20 protein-coding genes are annotated in these 26,869 nt (G+C 54.3%); 11 read left to right on the top strand and 9 right to left on the bottom strand.

The window, feature by feature from the left end:
• Positions 1-31 precede the first annotated feature (31 nt).
• Positions 32-4,546, top strand: coding sequence for a putative Ig domain-containing protein (locus B1C80_RS06510; protein WP_077920260.1), 4,515 nt, complete (start codon positions 32-34; stop codon positions 4,544-4,546).
• A gap of 87 nt (positions 4,547-4,633) precedes the next feature.
• Here the strand turns inward: B1C80_RS06510 and B1C80_RS06505 are convergent, their stop codons facing one another.
• The 7 genes from B1C80_RS06505 to B1C80_RS06475 all read right to left on the bottom strand — a co-directional run bounded on the left by B1C80_RS06505 (position 4,634) and on the right by B1C80_RS06475 (position 14,467).
• Entirely contained in the window at positions 4,634-5,974 is a 1,341-nt protein-coding gene (locus B1C80_RS06505; protein ID WP_077920259.1) for a Gfo/Idh/MocA family protein, read from the bottom strand.
• Between the two features lie 172 nt (positions 5,975-6,146).
• Positions 6,147-6,890 carry a DUF1080 domain-containing protein gene (locus tag B1C80_RS06500; protein WP_077920258.1) on the bottom strand — a complete coding sequence of 248 codons (744 nt, stop codon included), beginning with the start codon at positions 6,888-6,890 and terminating at the stop codon, positions 6,147-6,149.
• A 51-nt stretch (positions 6,891-6,941) separates the two neighbouring features.
• Positions 6,942-7,868: a sugar phosphate isomerase/epimerase gene (locus B1C80_RS06495; RefSeq protein WP_077920257.1), complete on the bottom strand. Its 927-nt coding sequence runs from the start codon at positions 7,866-7,868 to the stop codon at positions 6,942-6,944.
• A gap of 188 nt (positions 7,869-8,056) precedes the next feature.
• A complete protein-coding gene (locus B1C80_RS06490; RefSeq protein WP_077920256.1) occupies positions 8,057-9,763 on the bottom strand; it encodes a RagB/SusD family nutrient uptake outer membrane protein in 1,707 nt (568 codons plus the stop codon).
• 13 nt (positions 9,764-9,776) lie between these two features.
• Positions 9,777-12,854, bottom strand: a complete 3,078-nt coding sequence (locus tag B1C80_RS06485; protein WP_077920255.1) for a TonB-dependent receptor — start codon at positions 12,852-12,854, stop codon at positions 9,777-9,779.
• A gap of 44 nt (positions 12,855-12,898) precedes the next feature.
• Positions 12,899-13,687: a FecR family protein gene (locus B1C80_RS06480; protein ID WP_077920254.1), complete on the bottom strand. Its 789-nt coding sequence runs from the start codon at positions 13,685-13,687 to the stop codon at positions 12,899-12,901.
• Positions 13,688-13,798: 111 nt separating this feature from the next.
• Positions 13,799-14,467, bottom strand: coding sequence for an acetoacetate decarboxylase family protein (locus B1C80_RS06475; protein WP_161492720.1), 669 nt, complete (start codon positions 14,465-14,467; stop codon positions 13,799-13,801).
• Positions 14,468-14,599: 132 nt separating this feature from the next.
• On the opposite strand from B1C80_RS06475, the gene B1C80_RS06470 reads away from it, so the two are divergent.
• The 6 genes from B1C80_RS06470 (at position 14,600) to B1C80_RS06445 (ending at position 21,012) form a co-directional block, all read left to right on the top strand.
• On the top strand, positions 14,600-15,403 hold the full coding sequence (locus B1C80_RS06470; protein ID WP_236648657.1) for a hypothetical protein: 804 nt from the start codon (positions 14,600-14,602) through the stop codon (positions 15,401-15,403).
• Between the two features lie 290 nt (positions 15,404-15,693).
• Complete coding sequence (locus B1C80_RS06465; protein ID WP_077920252.1) at positions 15,694-17,385, top strand: AMP-binding protein; 1,692 nt, start codon at positions 15,694-15,696, stop codon at positions 17,383-17,385.
• Positions 17,386-17,505: 120 nt separating this feature from the next.
• Positions 17,506-17,748 (top strand): TraR/DksA C4-type zinc finger protein, encoded by a 243-nt coding sequence (locus tag B1C80_RS06460; protein ID WP_077920251.1) that lies wholly within the window; start codon positions 17,506-17,508, stop codon positions 17,746-17,748.
• A 133-nt stretch (positions 17,749-17,881) separates the two neighbouring features.
• Positions 17,882-19,231 (top strand): NAD(P)/FAD-dependent oxidoreductase, encoded by a 1,350-nt coding sequence (locus tag B1C80_RS06455; protein ID WP_077920250.1) that lies wholly within the window; start codon positions 17,882-17,884, stop codon positions 19,229-19,231.
• A 36-nt stretch (positions 19,232-19,267) separates the two neighbouring features.
• Complete coding sequence (locus tag B1C80_RS06450) at positions 19,268-19,639, top strand: hypothetical protein (protein WP_077920249.1); 372 nt, start codon at positions 19,268-19,270, stop codon at positions 19,637-19,639.
• Between the two features lie 41 nt (positions 19,640-19,680).
• Positions 19,681-21,012 carry a Gfo/Idh/MocA family protein gene (locus tag B1C80_RS06445; RefSeq protein WP_077920248.1) on the top strand — a complete coding sequence of 444 codons (1,332 nt, stop codon included), beginning with the start codon at positions 19,681-19,683 and terminating at the stop codon, positions 21,010-21,012.
• A 23-nt stretch (positions 21,013-21,035) separates the two neighbouring features.
• On the opposite strand, the gene B1C80_RS06440 is transcribed toward B1C80_RS06445, so the two are convergent.
• Positions 21,036-21,473: an OsmC family protein gene (locus tag B1C80_RS06440; protein ID WP_077920247.1), complete on the bottom strand. Its 438-nt coding sequence runs from the start codon at positions 21,471-21,473 to the stop codon at positions 21,036-21,038.
• Positions 21,474-21,641: 168 nt separating this feature from the next.
• On the opposite strand from B1C80_RS06440, the gene B1C80_RS06435 reads away from it, so the two are divergent.
• The 4 genes from B1C80_RS06435 (at position 21,642) to metK (ending at position 26,285) form a co-directional block, all read left to right on the top strand.
• Positions 21,642-22,427, top strand: coding sequence for a hypothetical protein (locus B1C80_RS06435; protein ID WP_077920246.1), 786 nt, complete (start codon positions 21,642-21,644; stop codon positions 22,425-22,427).
• A gap of 148 nt (positions 22,428-22,575) precedes the next feature.
• Positions 22,576-23,454, top strand: a complete 879-nt coding sequence (gene lipA / locus B1C80_RS06430) for a lipoyl synthase (protein WP_077920245.1) — start codon at positions 22,576-22,578, stop codon at positions 23,452-23,454.
• Positions 23,455-23,594: 140 nt separating this feature from the next.
• Complete coding sequence (locus B1C80_RS06425; protein ID WP_077920244.1) at positions 23,595-24,746, top strand: lycopene cyclase family protein; 1,152 nt, start codon at positions 23,595-23,597, stop codon at positions 24,744-24,746.
• Between the two features lie 261 nt (positions 24,747-25,007).
• A complete protein-coding gene (gene metK, locus B1C80_RS06420) occupies positions 25,008-26,285 on the top strand; it encodes a methionine adenosyltransferase (RefSeq protein ID WP_077920243.1) in 1,278 nt (425 codons plus the stop codon).
• Positions 26,286-26,357: 72 nt separating this feature from the next.
• Here the strand turns inward: metK and B1C80_RS06415 are convergent, their stop codons facing one another.
• The gene (locus B1C80_RS06415) at positions 26,358-26,732 is read right to left on the bottom strand and encodes an HPF/RaiA family ribosome-associated protein (RefSeq protein WP_077920242.1); all 375 of its coding nucleotides are present in this window, start codon (positions 26,730-26,732) and stop codon (positions 26,358-26,360) included.
• Positions 26,733-26,869 lie beyond the last annotated feature (137 nt).

The following is a 26,869-nucleotide window of genomic DNA, read 5'->3' as shown; positions in this document are numbered from 1 at the left end:
TACCCTGGTTGTTTATTCTACCCAAAACAATATGTATAAAATCTACAAACTACTCTCATCAACGATGGTGGGCGGGTTGTTTGTGCTGGCGCTGCTCAGGCCAGCCGACTCCCGGGCTCAGGTGTCTTTGTCGGCGGGCAACCTGACCTACACCCAGAATTTTAACGGGCTGGCCACCAGTGGCACTACCAATGCGGATTTGCCTGCCGGGTTTTTGTTGCAGGAGAGCGGAGGAGGAGGCCGTGATAACGAACAGTATGCTGCCGATGCGGGCACTGGAAACACGGGCGATACGTATAGCTACGGTTCAACCGGCAATGCTGATCGTGCGTTGGGGGCGCTGGCTTCGGGAACGCTGCAATCGGTTTTCGGCGTCGTTTTTTCCAATAACACCGGTACCGCTATTACCTCGTTAAACATCACCTACACGGGCGAGCAGTGGCGCGTTGGGGGAGGCAATCCACCCGCAGGTCCTCAGCGGTTAACATTTGCCTACATTGTCGGGCCTTCGCCCACGCTTAGTTCAACGGGTACTCCTGTAGACGCACTTGATTTTATAAGTCCCATATCAGGCGTTGCGGCTAGTGCTTTGGATGGTAATTTGGCCGCCAATCGGACAACGCTGACCCAAACCATCACCTTCGCAACGCCCGTTGAGGCTGGTCAGCAAATTTTACTTCGCTGGACAGATGCGAACGATACAGGCAATGATCACGGTCTGGCCATTGATGATCTGACGGTAACGGCGTCGACCGGCGGTGGGGTAGCCCTGCCAACGGTAACCCTGGCTGCCATTGACGCCAGCGCTGCGGAAGCCGGTTCTGATCCCGGCACGTTTCGTTTCTCCCGTACGGGTGCTACAACGGATCCGCTGACGGTAACTTATACGGTGGGAGGCACTGCTATCAATGGCACCGACTACACCCCGACTCTGAGTGGCACCATTACCATTGCCGCTGGGGCAGCTTCTGCCGATATCACCATAACGCCCGTTGACGACTCCGATTCGGAAGGCGCCGAGACGGCTGCCCTGACGCTGGCCAGTTCGACCAGCTATGCCGTTGGGGCCAGTCCTGACAACCTGGCAACGGTTGTTATTACTGATAATGAAAGTGCGCCCGTAACCCGAATCCGGACCATACAGGGTACCTCACATCGATCCCCCCTGTTCGGACAAACGGTTACCAATGTAACCGGCATCGTAACGGCGCGTGCGTCGAACGGGTTTTACATGCAGGATCCCGAGCCGGACGCTGATGACCGGACGTCAGAAGGGATATTCGTTTTTACGGGCAGTGGTACGGCGCCGGCTTCTACCATTTTGGTTGGTGACGGCGTGCAGGTAAGCGGGGTCGTTGGCGAGTTTGGCACGGGCACTAACCTAACCATTACGCAGATTACCAGCCCTACGGTAACTGAGCTGTCGGAAGGTCAAACGCTGCCAGCCGCAACGATAGTGGGTGCCGGCGGTCGGGCTATTCCGACTACCATCATCGAAGACGACAATTTCAGCAGTTTCGACCCCGCCACCGACGGTATTGATTTCTACGAGAGTCTGGAAGGGATGCGGGTACAGATCAACAACCCGGTTGCAGCCAGTCCTACAGTCACCAGTGGGGCAGCCCAGGGTGAAGTATGGGTGCTGGCCGATAATGGCGCTAACGTAACCGGCCGATCAGCACGGGGAGGTATCGTCATCAGCGCTGCTGACTTCAACCCGGAGCGCATCCAGATTGACGACAACCTGCTGAACCCGCCCAACAATAGTTTTGTCACGCCTGTGGTCAACACCGGCGCCTTGTTCAACACGATTACCGGGATTGTCAACTATGCGGCTGGTAATTACGAGGTGCTGGCTACATCCCTGCCGGTGGTGGTCTCTAACCCGCTGACCAAAGAGGTGACTGATCTGACCGGTACGACCGGTCAACTGACGTTTGGCACCTTCAACGTAGAGAACCTGGACCCGGGCGATGCTACGTTCTCGGCCATTGCGGGTCGAATCGTTACCAATCTGCGCTCACCGGACATTCTGCTGCTGGAAGAGATTCAGGATAACAGCGGCCCAACGAATAACGGGGTTGTAGATGCGTCAACGACGTTTGGCCTGCTGATCAATGCCATCACTACGGCTGGTGGGCCCACCTACGAATACCGACAGATTAACCCCGTGAACAACCAGGATGGCGGAGAGCCGGGAGGCAATATTCGGGTAGGTTTTCTGTTCAATCCGGCCCGGGTTACGTTCGTCGATCGTCCGGGAGGCACATCGACCAGCGCCACGACCGTGAACAACGTTGGCGGAAAGCCACAACTGTCGTTCAGCCCGGGGCGGGTTGAGCCCACGAACCCAGCCTTCGATGGGGGGGGCGCCAACAGCGCAAGCCGGAAGCCGCTGGCTGGTGAGTTCCTCTTCAACGGACAGACCGTGTTCGTGATTGGTAACCACCTGGTATCGAAAGGGGGCGACAATCCGCTGTTCGGAAATGTGCAGCCTCCCGTATTGAGTAGTGAGACCCAGCGCAATCAACAGGCCACGGTGATACGCGATTTCGTGCAGGCTATTCTGGCCGTCGATGCCAGTGCCAACGTCATTGTAGCTGGTGACCTGAACGATTTTGAATTTGCCAGTCCGCTCAATATCCTGAAGGCCGCTCCGCTAACTGCGCTGATCGAGACCTTGCCAGCCAACGAACGCTATACCTATAATTTTGAAGGCAACGCGCAGGCCATTGACCACATTCTGGTTAGTAACAACCTGACCGGCAATCGGCTCGACCGCATGGATGTGGTGCATATCAACTCGGAGTTCAACGATCAGGACAGCGATCACGACCCTAGCGTTGCCCGTTTCAACCTGGCTCCGGTTGCTACGCCACTGACTCTTACGATGCCGCTCTACAACTGTCAGACGGGGGGCATTACCTTCCGAACCAGCGGGGGCGATGGTACGCCCATCGAGTTTTTCGGACTGGGCATTACCCCGACCTGGACAACGAACCCGAACGGCACGATCGATGCCGAGAAACGCTCGGATCCCAACAGCGGCACCACCATTCTGCTCCGGGCTCGTCAGAGTGGCGCCGAGGTTACGTACGAATTCGATTTCGGGGCTTATTGCCGTACGCAGGGAGCGAATCTGCCGCCTGCCGTAAACCTGACATTACCTGCCCAGACGGGTACAGTAGGCCAGTTTTTCAGCTATAAGCTGCCCGATGGCACCTTCTCCGATCCGGAAAGTCAGCCGTTGACCCTGAGCGCGGCTGGTTTGCCCGCCGGTCTGAGCCAGACCCCGCCTGACCTGCGGCTGATCAGCGGCATTCCAACCCAGGCGGGTAGCTTCACCGCAACCATTACGGCCACAGACCCGCAAAACGGGGCCAACAGCCTGACGCTCGTGTTTACGATTCAGTCGGCGGCCGGGCCTACCCCGGGAAATGGGGCACTGGCGGTGAATAAACCGATTCCTAATCAGGCCGCTCTGGTAGGGCAGTCGTTCAGCTTCACGATTCCCGCCGACGCCTTCTCCGGTTCCGTTGCTTCGGTAGATGTAAGCGATCTGCCCCGTGGGCTGATGTATACAAGCAGCACCCGGACAATCAGTGGGGTGGTTAGCCAGCCCGACCAGCGGTACATAAACGTAACGGCGTCGGATGGCCAGGGCAACACCGTAAGAAGCGGTTTCCTGCTTACGTTCTCGACGGGCGCTCAGGGAAGTCTGGCCGTAGCGCAGACCATACCTGATCAGACCGGTACCGTTGGTCAGTTCTTCCGTTTCGCTATTCCGGCGGGTACCTTCTCCGGGCCGGTTACTGCTATTGATGTAAGCGATCTGCCCCGCGGGCTGTTTTACTACAGCGATACCCGCTTGTTCGATGGTACCGTTAGTCAGCCCGACCAGCGGTATATTACCGTAACGGCTGTTGATGGACAGGGGAATCAGGTGCAGACAACGTTCCTGCTTACGTTTACCAGCCCGAATCAGGGTAGCAACAGCGGAAGCCTGGCGGTAGCGCAGTCGATCCCCAATCAGACCGGTACGGTTGGCCAGCCCTTCAGTTTTGCGATCCCGGCCGGTACGTTCTCCGGCCCCGTGGCGGGCATCGATGTAAGTGACCTGCCCCGTGGACTGATGTACCTCAACCAGACCATCGTGGGAACCGTCAGCCAGCCCGATCAGCGCGTGATTACGGTAACGGCCATCGATGGCGCTGGTCAGTCAGTACGCACCTCGTTTACGCTAACGTTTACCAACCCAAATGGTCGGTTAGCGGCCGCGGCTGAACCCGGTACCACCCTGACGGCTACGCTGCTGCCGAATCCGGTAGGCGAGGAGTTTACAGTTCGTATCAGCGGGGCGATGGGTAAAACCGTCGGAATCGTGCTGACCGATCTGGCTGGTAATGCCCTTGTCGACTCCTCGGTACCTGTTACCACTGCTGATCAGCTGGAACGGGTGCGGCTGGGTAGTCGGCCCGCGGGTCTGTACCTGCTGCGGTTGTCCGCCGGTCAGCAGACCGTCGTGCTTAAGGTAGTCAAGCAATAGGATTGTCCTGAGCAGACATAAAAAAGGCCGGGCCGTTGACGCTATTACGCATCAACGGCCCGGCTTTTTTATAGAGTAAGCCGTCGGTTAGCTGACTACAACATCCTGTTTGGTAGCATCCCAGGTGACACGCTTACCGGTATGCAGCGCCATGGTTGCCATGATATTGGCAATGGAGTGGTTAAAGCCTGCTTTGGCGGGCGCATTGGGCTCTTTACGGCTCCGTACGCATTCCATCCAGTTGCGCATGTGCAGCGACGTCATGGGGTCGGCTCCGGTATTGGCACCAGTTGCCATCTGGCCCATCGATTTGAGCTCCGTAGTAGCCAGGAGGTTTGGCTCCATTCCCATCTCTTTGGCCGGACCTGCCTGCAAACCACCCTCCGAGGTAATCTTGTTGGTGTCGAGGTTGATCATGCCGCCGTTCGAGTAGTAATATTCTTTCGTGCCACCTGCTTCGTTGTGCATCCGCGATGAATACAGCACCTGAAACCCTTTGGCTTTGTCGTTGTCCGGACCGTAATCGAACACGGCCGTAAACGTATCGGGGTTTACCCGACCGTCTTTCCAGACATACACACCCCCGTTGGCGACTACCGAGCGCGGATGTTCGAGACCGCTGAACCAGTGAACGGTATCGATCTGGTGCGACATCCACTGACCCGGAATGCCAGACGAGTATGGGTAGAACAGGCGGTACTCGAGGTATTTGCGCGGATCCCAGTCTACTTTGGGGCGGTTGAGCAGGAAGCGGGTCCAGTCGGTATCTTCTTTCCGGATTTCGGAAACCAGTTTGGCCCGGCGCCACCGACCAGGCTGGTTTACGTTCCAGGTCATCTCTACCATGCTGATATCGCCAAATTTACCAGACCGAATAAAATCATTGGCGGCATGGTAGTTGGGAGCCGACCGGCGCTGCGAACCGACCTGTACGATTTTCTTCGACTTTTCAACCGCTTTCAAGGCCTTGCGGGCATCTTCCAGCGATTCGGCAAACGGCTTTTCGACGTACACATCCCGGCCAGATTCTACGGCATCGACGCAATGGAGCGCGTGCTGGAAGTCGGCAGTGCTGATGATGACCGCATCCACGTCTTTTCGATCCAGGAGCTCGTCGTTGTTGCGGGCTTTGAAGAAGGCGCTGTCGTTCCAGCCCTTGCCTTTCAGAAATGATTCGGCTTCATCGCGACGGCGGCTCCAGATGTCCGAAACGCCCACAAACGCAAAATTCATGTCTTTGGCGTGGTTCATGAACGACGGCGCCAGCGATTGCCGGAACCGGTCCGAGAAACCGATGATCCCTACCCGAACCCGGTCGTTTGCGCCCAGAATACGAGCGTAACTGCTGGCCGAGAAGCTGGCCGTCGGCAGCGCAAGGCCCAGGCCGGCCACGGCCGTTTTTTTAATAAAATCGCGACGATTTTCCATAGTGACGTAGTATCTCTGGTTTATAAAATAAGCTGTATGCCGTTACTTCATCATCAGCCTGTTACTCGCCTGACGTTATTCAGACAAAGTCATGACTGGCAGGTGCTTTACTTGGCTGATGCTCAGAATTGTGGCAAAAGGCTGATCTCCTGTTCGGGTGAGGTGCCCGGTCTTAGAGGGTCTTTATCTTGATGTTGCGGTACGATACCTGGTCGCCATGGTCCTGAAGCAGGATGTGACCTTTAGGGGCCTCGCCAAACCGGCCGTTGGCGTTGTACTCGGGGGCTTTGTATTTGCTCATCGCAACCAGCTCCCGGAATTTTTCGCTGCCCCGCTCGTATTCGACCACTTTTTTGCCGTTCAGCCAGTGTTCAACGTGCTGCCCTTTTGACACCACCCGGCCCGTGTTCCATTCGCCAATGGGGTTGGCTTTTTTTCCGGTGGCTGTGATCAGGTCGTAGAGCGAACCGATTGTTCGGTTACCATCGCGACCCATCTTGGCGTCGGGGTGTTTGTCGTCATCAAGAACCTGGAACTCCAGACCGAAAGCCGATCCTTTGGGTTTCGGCTGCTGCTCAACCACGAAGTATTTGAGGCCACTGTTAGCTCCGTCGGTGAGTTTAAAATCGAAAGTCAGATCGAAATCGCCGTACTCGCCGGTCGTAACAATGTCGCCAAAGCTTTGCGACTCTGATCCGTCTGATTTCTGAATACTTAGCATACCATCCTGTACGGACCAGCCTTTATCCGGAAACTTGTCTTTGTAGGCTCCGCGCCAGCCGGTTGTCGTTTTACCGTCGAAAAGCAGCTTCCAGCCTTCTTTCCGTTCTTTATCGGTTAGGGTATTGGGGCTTTGGGGTTTTTCGGCAGCTATCAGACTCAGCGACAGGATGCCGGCTACAAGAAGGTGTTTCATACGTGTTCAGATTAACGTCCGGGCGCCAGAGGTAAACCCCGGTGCACTGGCTTACAGGTTGTGTTTAAGCGTTTTGGTAATGTAGTCTTTATTGATCTGGGCACACTGGGCCGCTGATTTGTCTTTTTCTGGAACGCCATCCAGTTCGATGATGCCCCAGCCTTTGAAGTTGATCTCGTCGAGAGCACTGAATACGGCGGGCACGTTGACGTTCCCCCGGCCCAGCTCAACGAACTTGTAAGCTTTAGGATTGTCGGGCTTATCCGGCAGGGGCGACATGGTATCTTTCAGGTGCAGCGCATACAGCAGGTCCTTGTACTGCTTCACGGCCTGTTCGGGTTGTCCACCGCCCTGTTTGTAGTGGGCAATGTCGAGCAGCAGCTTGCAGTATTTGGGATTCATGGCCTGCACAATGACATCAACTTCTTCCGGCGTTTCGCCGAGCTGATTCATGTGATTATGGTAGGCCGCCTGTACACCCATATCGGCAGTCTGTTTGCCGATCTCATTCATGACGGCCGCCAGCCGTTTCAGCTCGTCGGTAGTTGGAAGCCGATCTTTGGGCCGAACACTGTTGGTGAGCTGAATGGCCGATCCGCCTAGGGCTTTCACGAAGCTGGCGTGAGCCACGTGCATATCGATCGTACTCTGTTCTTTGGCGGGATCGATCTCTACGTTACCGCTCGAGAACATGGCCAGCTTCAGTTTATGCTGATCCAGTAACGCTTTCAGTTCTGACGGTTTGGCTTTGTAGGGACCAAAGGTATTGGCTCGCAACTGAACACCCCGGTAGCCAAGAGCGGCCAGGTCGGCAATGGCCTGGGCGTCGTTGCCGCCCCAGGTGATGGCTGAATAAGCGATCTGCAAACCAGACTTTTTTGCTGACTGAGCCAGCAAAAAATCGGCTCCGGCTGTGAGAGCCAGAGCCGAAATACCAGTGGTTTTCAGAAACTGTCGTCTATTTACAGTTTCATTCATAGTGATAAGAGTTAGGAATAATCAGTATAGGCTGAACCGAATACTGATGGTTAAACAGAGCATGCTGTACGCCCATGCATCTGTGTAAGACGCCAATGCCATTTTTCTACTTATTCCGGCGGGGATAGAAGCAAAAAGCACCGAAACGAATGGGTTCCGGTGCTTTTACTACTTATGGTCCAACGCGATTAGTAGCCTGGGTTTTGCGGGAAGGCAGTAGCCCCGTTGGTGGTACGGTCGATCTGATCCTGCGGAATAGGCCGCAGTACGTGGAAATCCTTAATGTTCGGACCGCCATCGGGGTTGTGGGCTTTTACGCGTTCAATCAGTTTACCCGTCCGTTTCAGATCGAACCAGCGGAACATTTCGCCGGCCAGCTCGCGGTCGCGCTCATCGAGGATGAAATCGATACTCAGCTGAGCGGGGGTAATTTCCATCTGAGTTTGCCGACCTGGCCAGGCTGCCCGCCGACGGACTACGTTGATGGCTTCGGCTGCTTCGGTGAGCTTACCCAGTCTGAACTGTGCCTCGCCCAGAATCAGGTAGGTTTCAGCCAGTCGGAACATCAGGAAGTCGCGGCTACCGGCCTCGTACGTCCGGTCGGGGCGGAGGGGGTCCAGGAACTTCTGAAGGGTTGGGAACAGGTTGGGGCGGTAGTTGCTCGGCACCAGCACCTGGTATTTACGCTTGGCCCGATCCGCTTTCGACATCTCGAAACCCGGAATGAAAATCGTGGTGTCGCCAGCGGCAAAGGTGGCCGACGTTTTTGAATCGTCGAACATGTTGGTGTAGGTGCCAGGGCGGTTGCTGAGCCAGGTATCCTTAAACGTCTTTTTGTAGCGCGAATCATTGACCCGGTTTGCCTGGGCAAAAACCGTTTCGAGCATGTACGTCGTTGGGCGGTAACGTTTGAAAGGACGGCCACCCAGCACGTCGCGTTGCATACCCGCCTGCGTATCGTATTCCATACCGAAATACAGGTGAGTCTGGTTACCCTGAACCTGGTTCGGGTTGTTGCCATCAATAGGGCTGCCACCGGCTACGCCAATGTTAGTTAATGCATCAGACGTGTACTGGGTAGCGAAAATAACCTCGCTGTTGATCTCACCGCCCCCCTGAGCAAATACGCTTGCGAAATCAGGCAACAACGCGTAATTGTAATTTTTGATGACGTTCGTGGCGTAGGTAGCTGCCTTGGCGTAGTCGTCGGCGGCAGCGGCTTCTGAGGTCGCTTTGGTCAGATAGACACGGGCCAGCAGATGCTCGGCCGCGCCTTTGGTAGCCCGGCCGTAGTCTGAAGTCGGTGTACCCAGATCCGGTATGGCTGATTCCAGATCGCTGGTGATTAAAGCATACACATCTTTGACCGAAGCCCGGGTGAACACTTTAGTTGGCTCCAGATTGCCTTTCGTTGTTAAGGCAACACCGCCGAAGGTCTGTACCAGCACGAAATAATGGTGAGCCCGCAGAAACTTCATCTCGGCGACCCGGCGCTTGACCAGGTTCGCATCCAGACCGGTAACCGTAGCGGCATTATCGATGACAATATTCATCGTGTTGATGCCCACGTAGAAGTTGTTCCAGAGGTCGCGCATGAGGTCGACCCGCCCGTCAAACTGCGACAGGTACTGGTTCATGAACTTGTAACTCCCATCGGCCCCCATCGTATAGGTGTCGGTGCCGAATACAGTCAGGTTCATCCCGATCTCGCGACCGTAGAAGTTGCGCAGGGTTGAATAGGCTGCGCGGCCCGCGGCTTCGAACCCGGCTGCGCTGTTGATGTACTGAGCGCCTACCTGCGAAACAGGTACCTCTTCCAGTACGTCTTTGCAGGAGGTTGTGCTGAAGAGTAAGCCCGCTGTCAAGGCACTCACCAATAGATATGACTTTTTCATGGATAGGTTGCAGTTAGAATTTGGCGTTGACTCCGAACGTGAATTGCTTGACGGCTGGCGTCTGGCTTTCGTTGACCGAATCGAATGACTCGTTATCAATGCCTTTGTATTTAGACCGGTATTCCGAGAAGATGAACGGCTGCTGAGCCGACGCAAATACCCGCAGGCTACTCATCCGCAGCCGTTTGGTAACCGACTCGGGAATGTTGTAGCCGATGTTGATATTCCGGACTTTCAGGAAGCTGCCGCTGAAGTACTGCAGCGTTGACTGGAATACGGGTGCTTCCTGCGACTGGTTGGGCCGTGGAAACTCGTTGGTTGGGTTGTTGGGCGTCCAGTAGTCGACATCGAGGTTGTTGTACCGACCGGCCAGCGAGTTGAACGACGTATGGAAGCCGCTGCGGATGGTGCTGCCGACCCGCGCAAACAGGAAGAACGACAGGTCGAAGCCTTTAAAGCTGAACCGGTTGGTCATACCCGCGGTAAACTCAGGTACCTGCGACCCGATAATGACCCGGTCGTCGGCGTTGATTTTGCCATCGGGTTTGCCCGTCAGCGTACCATCGGCGGCCCGGCCGTTGTTATCTTCTACTTTGATTTCACCCACCTTACGACCGAAGCTGGCTGCGGCCGATTCTTCGCCGAGCTGCCAGATACCGATCTTCTTGTAGTCGAAGTAGGCCGTCAGGGGCTGACCAATAAAACGGGCGTTACCAATGTCGTCGACCTTTCCATTGAAGAGTTCGACAATGGATTCCCGGTTGCGGGCCCACTGGATGTCGGTTGTCCAGCGGAAACCGCCGGCTGTGCTGACGTTGACCGTCGAGAGGGTTACTTCTACCCCTTCGGTACGGGTTTTACCCACGTTGCGGAGTACGCTGCCGTAGCCGCTGGTAAACGGAAGCTGGTCAGACAGCAGCAGATCGCGGGTGTTGGCCCGGTATACTTCGATCGTACCCGACACGCGACCCCGGTATAAGCTGAAGTCGAGACCGATGTTACCGGTGGTGGTCGTTTCCCATTTCAGATCCGGGTTGCCAATGCTGTTGGGACGGTAGCCATAGGCCGGTGTACTGCCAAACGCATAGGTAGTACGGGTAAGCAGCGTCTGGGTCTGGTATGGGTTAATGGCCGTGTTGCCGGTTGAGCCGTAGCTAACCCGCAGTTTCAGCAGATCGACCCAGGTACTGCTTTTCAGGAACGATTCGTTGCTGAGGTTCCAGCCAACCGCTGCCGAGGGGAAAAAGCCGTATTTGTTGTTGACACCGAAACGGCTCGATCCGTCGGCCCGGGCGGTAAGCGTGAGCAGGTACTTGTCGTTGTAGTCGTAGTTGATACGACCCATGTACGAGTTCAGCGTCCACTGGGTCAGGTTGGTCCCGATCCCGTTAATGATGGTGGCCTGACCGAGGTTAAAGTACTGCTGGGTCTCGGCCGGAATACCCGTTACGCTCATCGTCCCTTCTTCCACGTCGTCGCGCTGCAGCGAGTGAAGCGCCGTAATGTTCAGGTTGTGTACGTCGGCCAGGGTTTTCTGGTACGACAGGATGTTTTCGAGCGTGTAGTTGAACTGGTAGTTATAGCCTGTAAAGCCGGTTGGGTCGCCACCGCGCCGGGCGTTTGTCTGGCTACCGACAAAGCGGCCAACCCGCCGGTTGGTGAAGTCAGGGCCGAAGTTGACCCGGTATTTCAGGCCATCGATGATATTCCACTCGCCATACAGGCTGTTGAACATCCGGATTCGTTTAACCAGATCGATCTGGGCGCCCGGAATAATCTCGGCAATCGGGTTCGTCCGAAGTCCGTCTGAGGTGGGCAGGAAAATCAGGTTGCCGTTGTCATCATACGGTTTGCCGAGCGGGTTTTCCTGGAGGGCTCCGCCGTAGGGGTTGAAGTTTTCGCCATTCTGCAGGCCATAAGCGCCCAGCGACGTAAGTCCCACCCTGATTTTCTTACTGATCTGGTGGTCAATGGCCAGCCGGAAGTTATACCGGGTAAAGTCCTGATTGTAGATAATCCCTTTTTCGTTGAAATACCCGACCGACAGGCCAAACTGGGTTTTTTCGGAGCCACCCAGCACCGAAACGTTGTGGCTTTGGATGCTGCCCTGACGCAGTAAATAGGATTGATAATCGGTTGTCCGGTTTTTAGCGATGCCGTCCAGCTCGATGGGCTCAAACAGGGCTGCATCGGTCGTATAGGCATTGACCGCCCGGCGTGACTCCCGCTTATACTCAGCAAACTGGGGGCCATCCATTACGTCGATGGTGCCGAGCGAAGTGGATGTGCCATAGTAGCCGTCATAAGCCACGACGGTACCGCCTGGTTTGCCGCGTTTGGTCGTTACGATAACTACGCCGTTGGCGCCCCGCGATCCGTAGATAGCCGTAGCCGACGCATCTTTAAGGACCTCCATACCCGCAATGTCGTTCGGGTTAACGTCGTCAATGTTCCCGGCCAGCGGAATCCCGTCCAGTACATACAGGGGGTCGTTACTGGCGTTGATGGAACGACGGGCCCGAATCCGGACGGTTACGCCGGCTCCCGGCTTGCTCCCGTTCTGAATAACGTCAACCCCCGCTGCCCGGCCCTGTAAGGCCTGCCGCGCGTTGGTGATGGGTAATTCAGCGATTTCTTTTGCCGATACCGACGAGATAGCACCCGTCAACTGGCTCTTTTTCTGCGTACCATACCCCACAACAACGACCTCGTTCAGGGAGCGGTCGTCGGTTTTCAAGCTTAGATTGATGGTTGCCTGATTGCCAATCGTAACTTCCTGACTGATAAAGCCCACTGATGAAAAGACCAGTACGGTTCCGCCTGCGGGAACCCCAATGCGGTAGTTGCCTTCGGCATCGGTAGTGGTACCGCGGTTGGTTCCCTTCACGGCAACGTTGACACCGGGTAAAGGGTTGTTGTCATCGGTCGAGAGTACGCGACCGGTAATGACGCGTTCCTGAGCCGGATCGACAAGAACAGAGCGATGAGTAGGGGGGGCGCTGAAAGCAGGCTGACCCAACAACGTAAGTGCCGTTAGCATCGCAACAGGACGCCACGACAACCCAATAAATTGGGTAGTTGTTAACTTCATAAACGAACAGGTTTAGACAGGTTTAGGACAACAAATTATATAACTCAGGGTAAGGGTTGAATCGACCCTCCGGCAACCTCAACAGAATCGCCGGGTTGCAGGCGAATAGATTGTTGTTGACTGATCAGCAGATTAACCTGGCCGGACTGGAGCGCCACACGGGTGCCTTTGGGCCGTTGCCGTACACGAAACGTGGTACCAACAGCCTCGATGGTCAGGTCGGCTGTATGTACCCGAAACAGTCTCGACGAACTGGTATCAGGTCTGTGAACAACCGCGAAGTCAGCTTCCCCCTGCAGCCAGACCGCCCTCGGCGATTCGTCGTGCCAGCAGCGGGCAAACCGAACTACGCTGTTCGGATGTAATGTAACCGTTGAGTTGTCGGGTAGCCGGACACTGCGTGTCTGGCCACCATTTGTTCGTACTACCTGTACTGATTGCTCGGGGCCGTACTGCATCCAGAGCGCCCAGCCTACTAGCAGGATTAGACCCAGCGTGGCGGCTACGGTCCGGAAAAAGTACCACCAGCCAACCACGGCCCGTACATCGGGTTGCAGCGGACGAACGTCTTCCATCGTTTCGAGCGATTCGCGGATGCGTCCCCAAACCGTCGAAATCTCATCGGACGTGAGTGAGGGAAGCATCGGACGACTACCGGTCTCGACCAGGATGCGCGCCGTATCAACTGTTTCTGAACAGGCGGGGTTATTACGCAACCACTGCTCCCAGTACGCCACTACCTCTTCGTCGTCGGGGTGTTGTACCCACCGGACAAACAGGTCGTCGAGGGCAAACTCCTCGGCGCTGTAGGCAGCGTATGGTTTCTGATGCACGTTTTAGATGTTGACTTTTGTCTTAAAGGGTGAGCTTTGAGGAGTTCTACTTATGTCACCTGTCGTTGATCCATGGGGTTAGACAGGTGCCTTCGAATTAAAACCACAAAATCAGCCCCGTATCTGCCTGGGATGGGGAAACTGCATGCTGAAATTTTCTACCGACAGCGCAATAATCGGTTTTATTGCACTTAAATCTGGAAAAAAGGTACTATCAATAGTCACATTGGTCAGCGAGGCTAGTCTGGCTGAACCCGATGCCGTTGGGTTCGTCAAGAGCAGACCACTGGCCGCAGGCTCAGATGCCTCGAATAATGACGCCTGCACGACCCGAAAGCCAGGCACGAAGGCGGTAGAAATCGGAAAACGGGGCCCCCACGTTTTCGCCTGTACCGACAGAAACGGCTGCCCCCTGCGACTGACCGAGATCTGCTGATAGCCACGGGCCGGTTCTGAAAAAGCAAAGTCGGCCCGCTCTTTCGGAATGCCCCAGTTAAGCCGGCCATTCACAACGCTCTCCTCGGTTGAAACATAAATTTTGGCGATGGAAAAGCTGGTTGTATTTCCAAAGCGAAACAGACCCGGTATGAAGAGCAGCTCGGCATAAGGGCCAACGTTAGAGGTTTGATAGTTCACCAGCATGACCGTACCTAACCAGCCCCGATAGGCTACTTGCTGGTAGGGTTGAAGAAACCCATGCCGGCGAACAAAGGCTTCCGGAAAATGGGCAACCAGAATCAGACCATAGCCAGTAAGGGTCCAGGGGGGAGGGGCGTTCATCTGATGTCGGGGCGTTGGCAACATGAATAGACAGGTATTTGTGAGCTAGCAACATCCAGGCCAGCGGGCTTGTTTCTGCCTATTGGCTTGTAACCATTGCTCGTCGGCTGAGTTATGTCCACACTGAACGTTATGAAAGATAAAGTAAACCTATACCCGCTTGGTTGGCTGGTCTGTCTCTGGCTTATTACCAGCCTGACCGGTTTGGCCCAGACCAACGTCACCGTCCGAAAACCAACCGATCTGAAACGGACCAACCAGCCCGATACGGTGTCTGTGCAGTCAGTAAAGCCGATGTCACTTACCTTCACGGCCTCTACCGACCAGCGGTTTTTCTTCTTCAGCGACACGCGAAACGAAAATGGCCGACGCACACCGGTGAGCGTATACGGGATTCGGGCTGGCTTCCTGTTTCCGCCCCACGACGCCCGCCCTGAGCTGTCGGGAGGGCGTTCGGCCAGCTTCAAAGCCGGACTTGGGTTCTATTTCGTGAACCAGGATATTAACCGGCCCGGACTGCTACCCAATACATCTGAGTCGGTTACCCGGCATCTGCGCATCGCTACGGCCTACTACGAACGATATCTCTACCGCAAAAAAGCGCTGGAGGTAAGTTTGCCGCTCGAGTTAGGCTATGGCCATTCCCGTTACGAACGCCACGGGGGCACCGAGGAAGAAGTAGCGCGTGGTGTCTTTATTCCACTGGGCGTGGGGGTTCTGACGGCCTACCAGTTTCCACGAATCAGATGGTTTCGCCCGCTGCATTGGTTCGGCTTCAACGTGTTGGGTGGGTATCGATTTATTCTGAAGAAAGACGTGCCGGCGAGTCAGATCAACTATACCGGCTTCTACATTTCAGTGGGTCCTTCGTTCTTTCTGGAAAACCTGACCGCCGATCTAAAATACTGGCGGAAGAAAAGAAAACAGAAAAAGTAATTGTGGCTGTTCTGGGCTCCTGCTCCGAAATTCCCATACCAACCGCCTAATCGGTCACGACCGGGTGAGGTAGCTTTATCAGCAAGTTGAAAACCGGTACGACGAGGCTACGTAGTCAGGAGATACTAATATAAAGGTTTGCTGCTGATAACCAGTCTTGTGTACCTGAAATGGGGCCGTGCTGCCGTCAATGATTGCTGTGTAAAGCATGGTGATAACATATCGCTCTGACTTTTTTTTGTTAAATTATTTTCGTGTAAAATTACATTTCACCAGATGTAAGCACGAAGATGAACACAGGTAGCACGGAAAGGCAGGGAGCCGAAACATTGATCGAGTCGTTCTATCGCTGGGAACAACAGCAACCCGGGAAAGTGTACCTGCGCCAGCCCGTGGGTGATGCCTATATCGATTTTACCTGGGCTGAGGTTGGTCAGCAGGCTCGTCGGCTGGTAACTTATATCCACTCGCTGGGGCTACCACCCCGGAGTAATATCGGCCTGATTTCGAAAAACTGCGCACACTGGCTCATTGCCGATATTGCCATCCTGCTAAGTGGCCATGTATCAGTACCTTTTTATCCAACGCTTACCGCTGAGCAGCTCAAACAGGTGCTCGAGCATAGTGGGTGCCGGGTGCTTTTTGTGGGTAAGATAGACAGTTGGGAGGCTATCAAACCAGGTGTTCCGCCGACTGTTCACGGCATTGCTTTTCCGGATTACCGCCCCAACAGCTCCGCGCCGGACCCCGACTATGCACAATGGGACCAGATACTGGCAACGAACCAACCGTACCCCGGCCATCCCGTACCTGCCGACAGCGATTTGTTCACGATCATTTATACATCCGGCACGACGGGCAATCCGAAAGGGGTTATGGTTGATTATGGGGCGGTACGTCAGGCTATTGGGCATACGCGCTACCGCATGGGTCATGACCTGCCTGAGACCCGCTTCTTTTCGTATCTGCCCCTGTGCCACGTGGCCGAACGGAACATTGTGGAAGCAACCAGTCTGGCAACGGGAGGTACTGTTTACTTTACCGAATCGCTCGATTCCTTTGCCCGTAATCTGGCGGCCGCGCGCCCTACCCATTTCCTGGCCGTGCCGCGTATCTGGACGAAACTACAGCAGGGCGTACTGGCTAAACTACCACAGCACAAACTCGATACCTTGCTCAAAATTCCTTTCTTATCGAGCATCGTCAAGCGAAAGATACGCCAGGGACTGGGCCTTAACGAGGCCAAACTAATCATCACGGGCGCGGCCCCCATGCCGATTTCGCTGATCCGCTGGTTCCGGAAGCTGGATATTCACATCCAGGAAGCCTACGGCATGACTGAGAATCTGGGCGCTGTGTCGATCATGCCTGTCAGCCGCGTCAAAGACGGTACCGTTGGCCAACTGTACGAGGGTGTCGATGTCCGGATCGATTCCAGAACGGGCGAGGTGCTAACCCGCTGTGGCTGGCTGATGCGGGGCTACTACCGCGAACCGGCCCTGACCGAAGCGGTTCTGAAGAACGGGTGGCTGGCTACCGGCGATGTGGGCGAGGTCGACGATGACGGCTATCTGCGCATTACGGGTCGGGTTAAGGAGATGTATAAAAGTCCGAAGGGTGAATACATTGCTCCGGCTCAGATCGAGTTTGGATTTGCCGATAACACTTACATTGAGCAGATCTGTGTGGGCGGTCAGCATTTGCCCCAACCCATTGCGCTGGTGGTACTATCAGAGACCGGGCGTCAGGCGGGTCGTCAGGTGGTCGAACCCAGTCTTCAGCAAACCCTGTCGCAGCTCAACCCGCGCCTGCACGCGTACGAACACGTTCGAAAAGTGGTGGTGGTAAAAGACCCGTGGACTATCGAAAACAACCGCATGACGCCCACCATGAAAATTAAACGAAACGTGATCGAGTCTTACTACGAACCCCATATGGAGCCCTGGTTCAGCCGAACCGAAACCGTGATCTGGGAAGACTAGTATTTTGAAAAATAATTTTCAAAATACTGTAAATCAGTGGTTTGATGCTGTAGGTTCAGCCTGAATTTTGCACGATTCGGGCATCTGATTGGTTATCTATATAACTAACCAGATCGCCTTATGTATTGTGTGAAATGCGGTACTACCATCCCGGATGCTCGTCTGAAAGCGCTGCCTACCGCCCGTACCTGCGTGCCCTGTTCGTCGGTGCAGCGGGTAGCCGGTTTTCCGCTGATTACCGGTAAGACCGAATACGCTGCTCTTCAGCTTGTTTCGCAACAGGAAGCAGCCCATCTGCATAAAATGCAGGCCCGGCGCGGTACGGGTGCGTCACTTACCATGACCCGCGAGAAGCGGAACTAGCTGCCTTTTTGCCGATTACTATAAGTAAGCAAGCCACTTTCTACGGATTGTGGCTTTTTTTGTGCAATTACGGTATGTTTGCCAATCAACGTTTTCGCAACCGAAACTCTGCAGCCTGTCTTCTCTTTACTTTATGCGCCACATCGTTATTCTTGGTAACGGTATATCAGGCATTACGGCCGCCCGTGAATTGCGAAAACATACTGATGACCAGATTACAGTAGTATCAGACGAAACGCCCCATTTCTTTTCCCGTACGGCACTGATGTATGTGTACATGGGGCATCTGGAGTTTCAGCATACCAAACCCTACGAAGACTGGTTCTGGACCAAAAATCGCATCGATCTCCTTCAGGTCAGGGTAGATACCATCGATTTCAGCAACAAACTGATTCAGTACGCCGGCGGTCAGACGCTCACCTATGATGTCCTGATTCTGGCCGTGGGGTCGCAACCCAATTTTTTCGACTGGCCGGGTCAGCAGTTGCAGGGCGTGCAGGGATTGTATGGAAAACCTGATCTGGATCGGATGGAAGCTTCTACTGCGGGCATTCGGCAGGCGGTGGTGGTAGGCGGTGGACTGATTGGCATCGAACTGTGCGAAATGCTGCTGTCGCGCGGGATTCGGGTTACGTTCCTGGTTCGGGAAAAGACGTTCTGGAGCAGCGTTCTTCCCCCCGAAGAGTCGGCGATGGTAACCCGCCACATCCGCGACCATCATGTCGACCTGCGGATCGATACCGAAATGGCTGAACTGCGCGACAATGGAGCGGGCCGGGTCGACGCCGTCATCACGAAAACGGGCGAAACAATACCCGCCGAGTTTGTCGGCGTTGCCGTGGGGGTCAGCCCGAACATTGGCTTTCTGAAAGAGACACCCCTTGACACCGACCGAGGTATCCTGGTAAACGAATACCTGGAAACGAACCTGCCCGATGTGTATGCTATCGGCGACTGTGTGCAGCACCGACATCCACCAGCGGGCCGGAAGCCGCTGGAGCAAATCTGGTATACAGGACGAATTATGGGCGAAACGGTGGCCAAAACCCTGCTGGGTACGCGCACACCCTACCAGCCAGGGGTCTTCTTCAACTCGGCCAAATTCTTTGATATCGAGTACCAGACCTACGGGAATGTGGCTAATTTCCTGCCTGACGACGGCCCTGAAGAGTCGTTCTACTGGCAGCATGCTACAGAGAATGTAGCCATCCGGATTAACTACCGGGTCAGCGATCAGGCCGTAACGGGCATGAACGTGTTAGGCCTGCGGCAGCGGCAGGACGTCTGGCAACAATGGATTCGGGAGGGGAAGTCGATCAAGCACGTCATTGAGCACCTGCCCCAGGCAAACTTCGATCCTGAATTTTTTCGGCAGTTTGAAGTCGACATCATTACCCGTTACAACTCCGAAAATCGCGATAAACCGGTTGCTTTGCTGAAAGGCCGTAAAGGCTTGTTCAACCTATTCGGGAATCGACGATAATATTTCCCTTCCTCAATCAAGTAATGCATTCAGACTATGAAAACTGTTTTTCTCATCGGCTGGCTCACCAGCCTCAGTTACTGGGCTACGGCCCAGGTCTTTGTCGACGGGGTAGATATTAGTAAAGAAGAGATTACCTACTGCCAGCTGCTTACAGGCTCTGCCCGGGCAACGGCTTCAACTTATGCTTACATCGACTACGGGCAACCGTCTCCTTACGCCCGAAGACAGGTAATCAGCGGTACCGACAGGCAGCAGATTCGTTTCGGCTCGTCGATGGATGCGCTCAATTTTATGGTCCGTAATGGCTGGGAACTGGTATCGTCGCATATAAATTCGGATAAGGATGGGGCTGCTGAACGATACTATTATCTCCTGCGAAAGCGCACTGCCGGGTCAGTAAAATAAAACCGGGCGGGTCTTTATCAGCGCACACGATCTTCGCTACCATGACCACCCGCCGAGACTTTCTCCGAACGAGCTTAAGTGCTTCCGCAGCAGCGCCCGCGCTGTCATTGCCAGCCCTCGCGTCAACAGCTGCCACTCCTGTTGTTGCTCCCTCTGACCGGCTCCGCATCGGGGCGATCGGCATAAACGGCATGGGCTGGTCCGATGTGCAGGCGCATCTGAAAGTGCCGGGCGTTGAGGTCGTAGCCCTCTGTGATGTAGACCAGAACGTACTGACAAAACGGGCTGCTGAGCTGGAGAAACAGACCGGTAAAAAAGCGCAGACGTACGGCGATTACCGGAAACTGCTCGAAAACAAAGACATCGATGCCGTAATTATCGGCACGCCCGACCACTGGCATTGTCTGATGATGACCGACGCCTGTGAAGCCGGTAAAGATGTGTACGTCGAAAAGCCGCTGGCCAATACCATCGAGGAGTGTAACCGAATGATGGCTGCTGCCAAACGGACCAACAAAATTGTGCAGGTTGGCCAGTGGCAGCGGAGCAGTCCTCATTTTTACAACGCCATCGATTACGTGCATTCCGGGAAGCTGGGCAAGCTACGGATCGTAAAAGTGTGGTCATACATCGGCTGGAAAAGTGAAGTGCCCAGGCAGCCCGATGGTCCGGTACCGCCCGGCGTTGACTACGCCATGTGGCTGGGTCCGGCACCCAGGCGTCCTTTTAATATAAACCGGTTTCATTTCAACTTCCGCTGGTACTGGGATTATGCGGGTGGGCTGATGACCGACTGGGGTGTTCACCTGATTGATATTGCTTTATGGGGAATGAAGCAAACCGCCCCCAAATCAATTATGTCGCTGGGAGGTAAGTACGGGTACCCTACCGATGCGCGCGAAACACCGGATACTCAGCAGGCGATCTACGACTTTGGGGATGTGACAATGAGTTGGGAGCATACCATCGGTATCAACGGAGCCAACTATAACCGGCCACACGGCATAGCGTTCATCGGGGAGAACGGTACGCTGGTTGTTGACCGGAGCGGCTGGGAACTCTACCCCGAAACTGTAACTGAAAAAGGGATTGTCAGGTATAAACTGGAACAGCTTCCCCGGCAAAGTCCACAGGGGAACGGTCTCGACAATCACGCGGTCAATTTTGTCGAGTGCATCAAAGCCCGGAAACAGCCGACCTGCAATACCGACGTGGCGCAGGGAGCCGCGTTGAACTCGCATCTGGGCAATATTGCTTTCCGGACGGGTCGGCGTCTGTTCTGGGATATGGAAAAAGGAGAATTCAGTAACGACCCGCAGGCCAATGCACTGCTGAAAGCCAACTACCAGAACGGCTGGAAACTGCCAGCCTGATACCAGGCTGGCAAACCCGGTTTCTAGTCCGCGGCCACGTCGGCTACGGCTTCCCAGCGGATCGTGACGGCCTGCTCTATATCCGGGTGCAGACTGATGGCCACGGGGCAGGTATGCGCTATCTTTTCCAGATGGGCGCATGTGTCGGCGTCGGGCATCGGGTCAGCGCGGAGAACCAGATCAACGTCGATCCGGGCAATGCGCCGGGGTGGCTGGCTGCTCATAATCTTGGTCACATCGAGTGAGCTGCCGGCCAGCTCTATGCCATCGCGCCGGGCAAAGATGGCCATGGTTGTAATAATACAGGTGCCGAGCGCGTTGGCTACGAGGTCGGTGGGGGAGAAGGCTTCGCCCCGGCCCTGGTTATCGGTGGGGGCGTCGGTGTTGATATGCGTGCCTGACTGAATATGGGTGCAATCCGTGCGCAGGTCGCCTACGTAAGCTATGTGAATGGTTGCCATAGAAAAAGGGAGAATGTACAAAGACTGAGGAGGTTACCGCCGGGAGGTCTTTTCCTTGCTGTGGGTGTTTTCCTCAAACATATAAATTATGAATTGGTTACGCTAATAGCGTACCCGATTTTGTGGAGACGGGCAAATTGATTAGCTTTAATTCAGGAATTTACGACAATGCGAACGATATACGTTTTATTTAGCCTCGTACTAAGCAGCCTGTCTGTGCTGGGACAAAACGTCCGGCCATCAGCCGCCGAAACGGAAGAGGAAAACTACAATACCATTACTACGTTTGGCATCACGACCAATACCAATTCCGGTATTGTGGGTGGCTTCTCGTTTCGCCAGTCGAGACTCGCTTCGGGTGAGTTGCTGGGTATGCGTCAGTACCATTACATCAGCCTGGAAGTGGTCAATGTAAAGCATCCCAAGGAGATACAGTCGTCGATCAATTCGGTTGGGTCGCGTTATATAAGCGGCAAAGAGAATTACCTGTTTGTTGTGAGGCCACAGTATGGTCGGGAGGTGAAGTTATTTCAGCGGGACGATGATGAAGGCATCGCGGTAAGCGGTATCCTGGCAGCAGGTCCTTCGCTGGGGATTATAAAACCCTATTACCTGGAAGTTTCGTTCGGCAACACGACCCGATCGGTGCCAGCCTCTGAAGTAAACGGTTTCGCGACCGCAACCGGCGAAACAGTAACCGGAGCCGGTAGTTTTTTTCAGGGGTTTGGTCAGTCCAAGCTAACCGTGGGGGTAAACGTTAAAGCCGCCCTCAGTTTTGAATTGAGTGCCTTCCGAAGCAACACAACCGGCGTCGAGATCGGTTTTCTGGCCGAAGCATTCCCCCAGCGGATCGTGATCATCCCCAATCAGACACAGGGCGGAGATCGAAGCATAGGCAACCGCAGCTTCTTTACCTCGGGCTATCTAACCTTGTTTTTTGGCAGTAAGAAGTAAGCCAGGCGCGCCGGAAGGCGCCGGCGGAAGAGACGGTTCGGGAGTTGGCTATCGCTTTCCCGGCCCGTCTCTTCCGCCGGCGCCTTTCTGGCTTTTTTATGAACTTTACGCCGGAAAAACGAATTTTGTTGGAAAGGATTGAGGTGCCATGATCGAACTACCCGTAATACCCTCCGAACAGCAACGGAAGAAACGTCCAGACTGGTTGCGCGTTAAGCTGCCGATCGGTCCGGAATATGCCAAAGTCCGTAAGCTCGTCGATGAACATAAGCTACACACGATTTGCGAAAGTGGTAACTGCCCTAATATGGGTGAGTGCTGGGGTGCCGGCACGGCCACGTTCATGATATTGGGTAACGTCTGTACCCGCAGCTGCACGTTCTGTGCCGTGGCTACCGGGCGTCCTAACGAGTACGATACGGACGAGCCCCGTCGTGTGGCCGAAGCCATCGTGCTGATGAAGGTGAAACATGCGGTGATTACGTCCGTCAACCGGGACGAATTGAAAGACCGGGGTGCTGAAATCTGGTATCAGACCGTTCGTCTGATCAAGGAAGCGTCGCCGGCAACAACGATCGAAACGCTGATTCCGGATACCAAAGGCAACTGGGAAGCGTTGACCCGCATGATTTCTGCCGGCCAGGAAGTCGTCTCGCACAACATGGAAACGGTTGAGCGGCTGTATCGGCGTGTACGACCCCAGGCCCGCTACGAGCGCAGCCTGGAACAGATCCGACGCACGAAAGAGTATGGGCAGCGTACCAAATCCGGGATTATGCTGGGTCTGGGCGAAACCCACGACGAAGTATTTAAAGCCATGGACGATCTGGCGGCAAACGGACTGGATGTGCTGACCCTCGGCCAGTACCTGCAACCGACCAAAATGCACCACGAAGTCATCGAGTGGATCCACCCCGAAACCTTTGCCATGTACAAGGAAGAAGGGTTAAGCCGGGGGCTGAAATACGTTGAATCGGGGCCACTGGTCCGGTCGAGTTACCATGCCGAAAAACATGTGAATGTATAATCGAGTAGTAGTGATAGCAAGCTGTCGGGCGGTAGCCTCTGGAGGCCCGTATTGTTAGCAGCAGCCCACTTCCTGCTTTGTTCTACTAACTGCCTACTAACGAAAGTCCGGGCTATGCGTCCGGGCTTTTTATTTGCTGCATGAAAAAATACGACTTCATCATCGCCGGAGGAGGTATGGCAGGATTAAGCCTGGCCTACTACCTGACACAATCTCCGCTGGGAAACCATTCTATTCTGATTCTTGATCGCGAACAGAAAGATCGTAATGATCGAACGTGGTGCTTCTGGGAGCGGGGAACCGGCCCGTTTGAGTCGATTCTGTTTAAGACGTGGCAAACCGTACATTTTCATGGCACAACCTATACCGGCCCTTTAGAACTGGGCGAGTACCGGTACAAGATGCTGCGGGGCATCGATTTCTACAGCTTTGTACTGGCCGAACTGGCCAAATACCCCAATGTAGAGCGGCAGCAGGCAACCATTAACCGGATCAAGGACACTCCCCAGGGTGGGTTCGTCATTGCTAATGATGAGCCATACATCGCCGATTATGTTTTCGACAGTACCTACTCCCTGAATCTGGATCAGCCCGACAATCATAACCTGCTCCAACATTTTAAAGGATGGGTAATCCAGACTGAAAAACCCTGTTTCAACCCGTCGCTTCCCGAAATAATGGACTTCCGGGTCGAACAGCATGGCGATTGCCGGTTTATGTATGTACTGCCCTTCGACGAAAAAACGGCGCTGGTCGAGTTTACCCTCTTCAATGATAAGCTGCTGACAATGGAGGAGTACGAAACCGATCTGCGTCAGTACATCGATCGGTTCGTCGACACCGGCACTTATGAAATTCGGGAAACGGAATACGGCGTAATCCCGATGTCGGACGTAGCGACTCAGGAAAATCCTTCGGAGCATATTGTTCGGATCGGCACCTCGGGCGGGTATACCAAAGCGTCGACCGGCTATACATTTCAGCGTACCCAGCGTTACCTGCACGACATTGTCCACAACCTGGTTGAGACCGGTAAGCCCACCCGCCGAACCCCCTGGTTTCAGAAACGCTTCAAACTGTACGACAGCGTTTTTCTGAATGTACTGGAAAAACACCGGCACCCCGCCGACGATGTGTTTACCCGCGTCTATGTCGAAAACCCCCGTCGGGTTTTTACGTTTCTGGATGAAGATACCCGACTGACTGATGAACTGCGGCTATTTACCACCATGCCGTGGTGGCCGTTTACAGCTGCTTTCTTCGACGTTATTCGCCGAAAAATGTTTGGTTAATCCACAGGTGATCAACGTATCTGTCATTACGAGGCCTGTCTACGTGTTCTTTTACAAGCCAGGGCTTGTAGTCTAAACGCTTCGGGAAAAGCAAGTAGCCACCCGATCCGGACGGGTGGCTACTTGCTGATAGCAAGTCGCGTAAGAGCCCGGTAGATAAACTGTAACTAAGAATACTGATTTGCCTGGCAGGGTTATCGTTTGTCACCTGTCTATAAAGGTGTAGCTTTGTGGTTTCAAACCAAGTTTCTCAGAGCTGCAATGCCTTATCTTTTTACGTCCGAATCTGTTTCTGAAGGACACCCCGACAAGGTCGCTGACCAAATCTCCGATGCACTGATCGATAACTTTCTGGCGTTCGATCCCTCCAGTAAGGTAGCCTGCGAAACGCTCGTTACAACAGGACAGGTTGTTCTGGCTGGTGAAATCAAAACAGAAACCTATCTGGATGTCCAGAAAATTACGCGCGAGGTGATCCGTAAAATCGGCTACACCAAGAGCGAATACATGTTCGAAGCCAACTCGTGTGGCATCTTCTCGGCGCTTCATGATCAGTCGGCCGACATCAACCAGGGGGTTGACCGGGAAGTAGCCAACGACGATTTCGAAACGAAAGCGAATGCACAGGGCGCCGGTGACCAGGGCATGATGTTCGGATACGCCACCAACGAAACCGACAATTTCATGCCGCTTCCGCTCGATCTGGCCCACGCTATTTTGCGGGAGATGTCGCACATTCGTAACAACGAAAATCACCTGATGCCGTATCTACGGCCCGATGCCAAGTCGCAGGTGACCATTGAGTACAGCGATGATCATCAGCCGATCCGCATCGATACCATTGTGGTATCGACTCAACATGATGATTTTGCCGATGATGCAACCATGCTGGCCAAGATTCGGGAAGATATTATCAACATCGTCATTCCCCGCGTTAAAGCCGCCCAGAAAGCCGAACTACACAGCCTGTTTACCGACGACATTACCTATTACATCAACCCCACGGGTAAGTTTGTGATTGGTGGTCCCCATGGCGATACCGGATTGACGGGTCGCAAGATCATTGTCGATACCTACGGCGGCAAAGGTGCCCACGGTGGTGGCGCTTTTTCGGGCAAAGATCCGTCGAAAGTAGACCGTTCGGCGGCCTATGCAACGCGCCACATTGCCAAGAACATGGTAGCGGCTGGCCTTTGCGATCAGGTGCTGGTGCAGGTTTCGTACGCCATCGGCGTTGCTAAACCATGTGGCCTGTATGTGAATACCTATGGCACGTCGAAAGTAGACTTGCACGATGGCGCCATTGCCGAAAAAATCGGACAGATCTTCGATATGCGTCCCTACGCTATCGAGCAGCGGCTCAAGCTCCGTAACCCGATCTATTCGGAAACGGCTGCTTACGGACACATGGGCCGGAAGAACGAAGTCGTGAAAAAGACCTTTGGTTCAAATGGTCAGACCATAGAACTGGAAGTAGAGCTTTTCACCTGGGAAAAACTCGATTTTGTCGATCAGATCAAACAGGCGTTTGGCCTCTAAGCTACTACAGATCAGTAAAACAGCGAAAGCCACCTTATTCGGGTGGCTTTCGCTGTTTTACTGACTTGGGTTTTATAACTCATCGGGCTCGAAAACCTCGTCTTCTTCCATCCGGGATTTGGCTTCGACAATGACGGGACTCGAAAAGTCGCTACGTTTTTCTTTGCAGCGAACAAGTTTATCTTTCAGCACATCCAACACGCGGTCGGTAGCGCTCTCGAAACTCTTGTCGTGTTCTTTAACGAACAGCTCTTTTCCTGGAATCGTCAGCCTGACTTCAACAATTTTCTCTTTTACCTTGTTGGAGTCGGCTCCGTCTAGTCGGAGAAACACTTCACCGCCGATGATCCGGTCATGGAAAGTGTCTAATTTGTTCAGCTTAGCCTGGATGAAATCTAACAGGCTCTGATCGGCCGTAAACTTAACGGCGTGCATTTGTAGTCTCATTGTGTCGCGTTTAAAGGTGAATAAATCAGAACAGCAATGGACTATCTAAGTTTGGGTATACTGACTACAAAGTCAATACCTACTACAAAAGATGCAATCCTGTTTCACGACTCCACAGCCTATGTTGTCAACAGATC

It is taken from the genome of Spirosoma sp. 209, assembly GCF_002006735.1.
Taxonomy (GTDB): domain Bacteria; phylum Bacteroidota; class Bacteroidia; order Cytophagales; family Spirosomataceae; genus Spirosoma; species Spirosoma sordidisoli.
Note: the sequence above shows the minus strand (reverse complement) of the source record. Positions and strands in the feature narration are given on the sequence as shown.

Coding starts and splice junctions, on each gene's coding strand:
- B1C80_RS06510 (WP_077920260.1), top strand. CDS start 32: ATGTATAAAATCTACAAACTACTCTCATCAACGATGGTGGGCGGGTTG.
- B1C80_RS06505 (WP_077920259.1), bottom strand. CDS start 5,974: ATGGAAAATCGTCGCGATTTTATTAAAAAAACGGCCGTGGCCGGCCTG.
- B1C80_RS06500 (WP_077920258.1), bottom strand. CDS start 6,890: ATGAAACACCTTCTTGTAGCCGGCATCCTGTCGCTGAGTCTGATAGCT.
- B1C80_RS06495 (WP_077920257.1), bottom strand. CDS start 7,868: ATGAATGAAACTGTAAATAGACGACAGTTTCTGAAAACCACTGGTATT.
- B1C80_RS06490 (WP_077920256.1), bottom strand. CDS start 9,763: ATGAAAAAGTCATATCTATTGGTGAGTGCCTTGACAGCGGGCTTACTC.
- B1C80_RS06485 (WP_077920255.1), bottom strand. CDS start 12,854: ATGAAGTTAACAACTACCCAATTTATTGGGTTGTCGTGGCGTCCTGTT.
- B1C80_RS06475 (WP_161492720.1), bottom strand. CDS start 14,467: ATGAACGCCCCTCCCCCCTGGACCCTTACTGGCTATGGTCTGATTCTG.
- B1C80_RS06470 (WP_236648657.1), top strand. CDS start 14,600: ATGAAAGATAAAGTAAACCTATACCCGCTTGGTTGGCTGGTCTGTCTC.
- B1C80_RS06465 (WP_077920252.1), top strand. CDS start 15,694: ATGAACACAGGTAGCACGGAAAGGCAGGGAGCCGAAACATTGATCGAG.
- B1C80_RS06460 (WP_077920251.1), top strand. CDS start 17,506: ATGTATTGTGTGAAATGCGGTACTACCATCCCGGATGCTCGTCTGAAA.
- B1C80_RS06455 (WP_077920250.1), top strand. CDS start 17,882: ATGCGCCACATCGTTATTCTTGGTAACGGTATATCAGGCATTACGGCC.
- B1C80_RS06450 (WP_077920249.1), top strand. CDS start 19,268: ATGAAAACTGTTTTTCTCATCGGCTGGCTCACCAGCCTCAGTTACTGG.
- B1C80_RS06445 (WP_077920248.1), top strand. CDS start 19,681: ATGACCACCCGCCGAGACTTTCTCCGAACGAGCTTAAGTGCTTCCGCA.
- B1C80_RS06440 (WP_077920247.1), bottom strand. CDS start 21,473: ATGGCAACCATTCACATAGCTTACGTAGGCGACCTGCGCACGGATTGC.
- B1C80_RS06435 (WP_077920246.1), top strand. CDS start 21,642: ATGCGAACGATATACGTTTTATTTAGCCTCGTACTAAGCAGCCTGTCT.
- lipA (WP_077920245.1), top strand. CDS start 22,576: ATGATCGAACTACCCGTAATACCCTCCGAACAGCAACGGAAGAAACGT.
- B1C80_RS06425 (WP_077920244.1), top strand. CDS start 23,595: ATGAAAAAATACGACTTCATCATCGCCGGAGGAGGTATGGCAGGATTA.
- metK (WP_077920243.1), top strand. CDS start 25,008: ATGCCTTATCTTTTTACGTCCGAATCTGTTTCTGAAGGACACCCCGAC.
- B1C80_RS06415 (WP_077920242.1), bottom strand. CDS start 26,732: ATGAGACTACAAATGCACGCCGTTAAGTTTACGGCCGATCAGAGCCTG.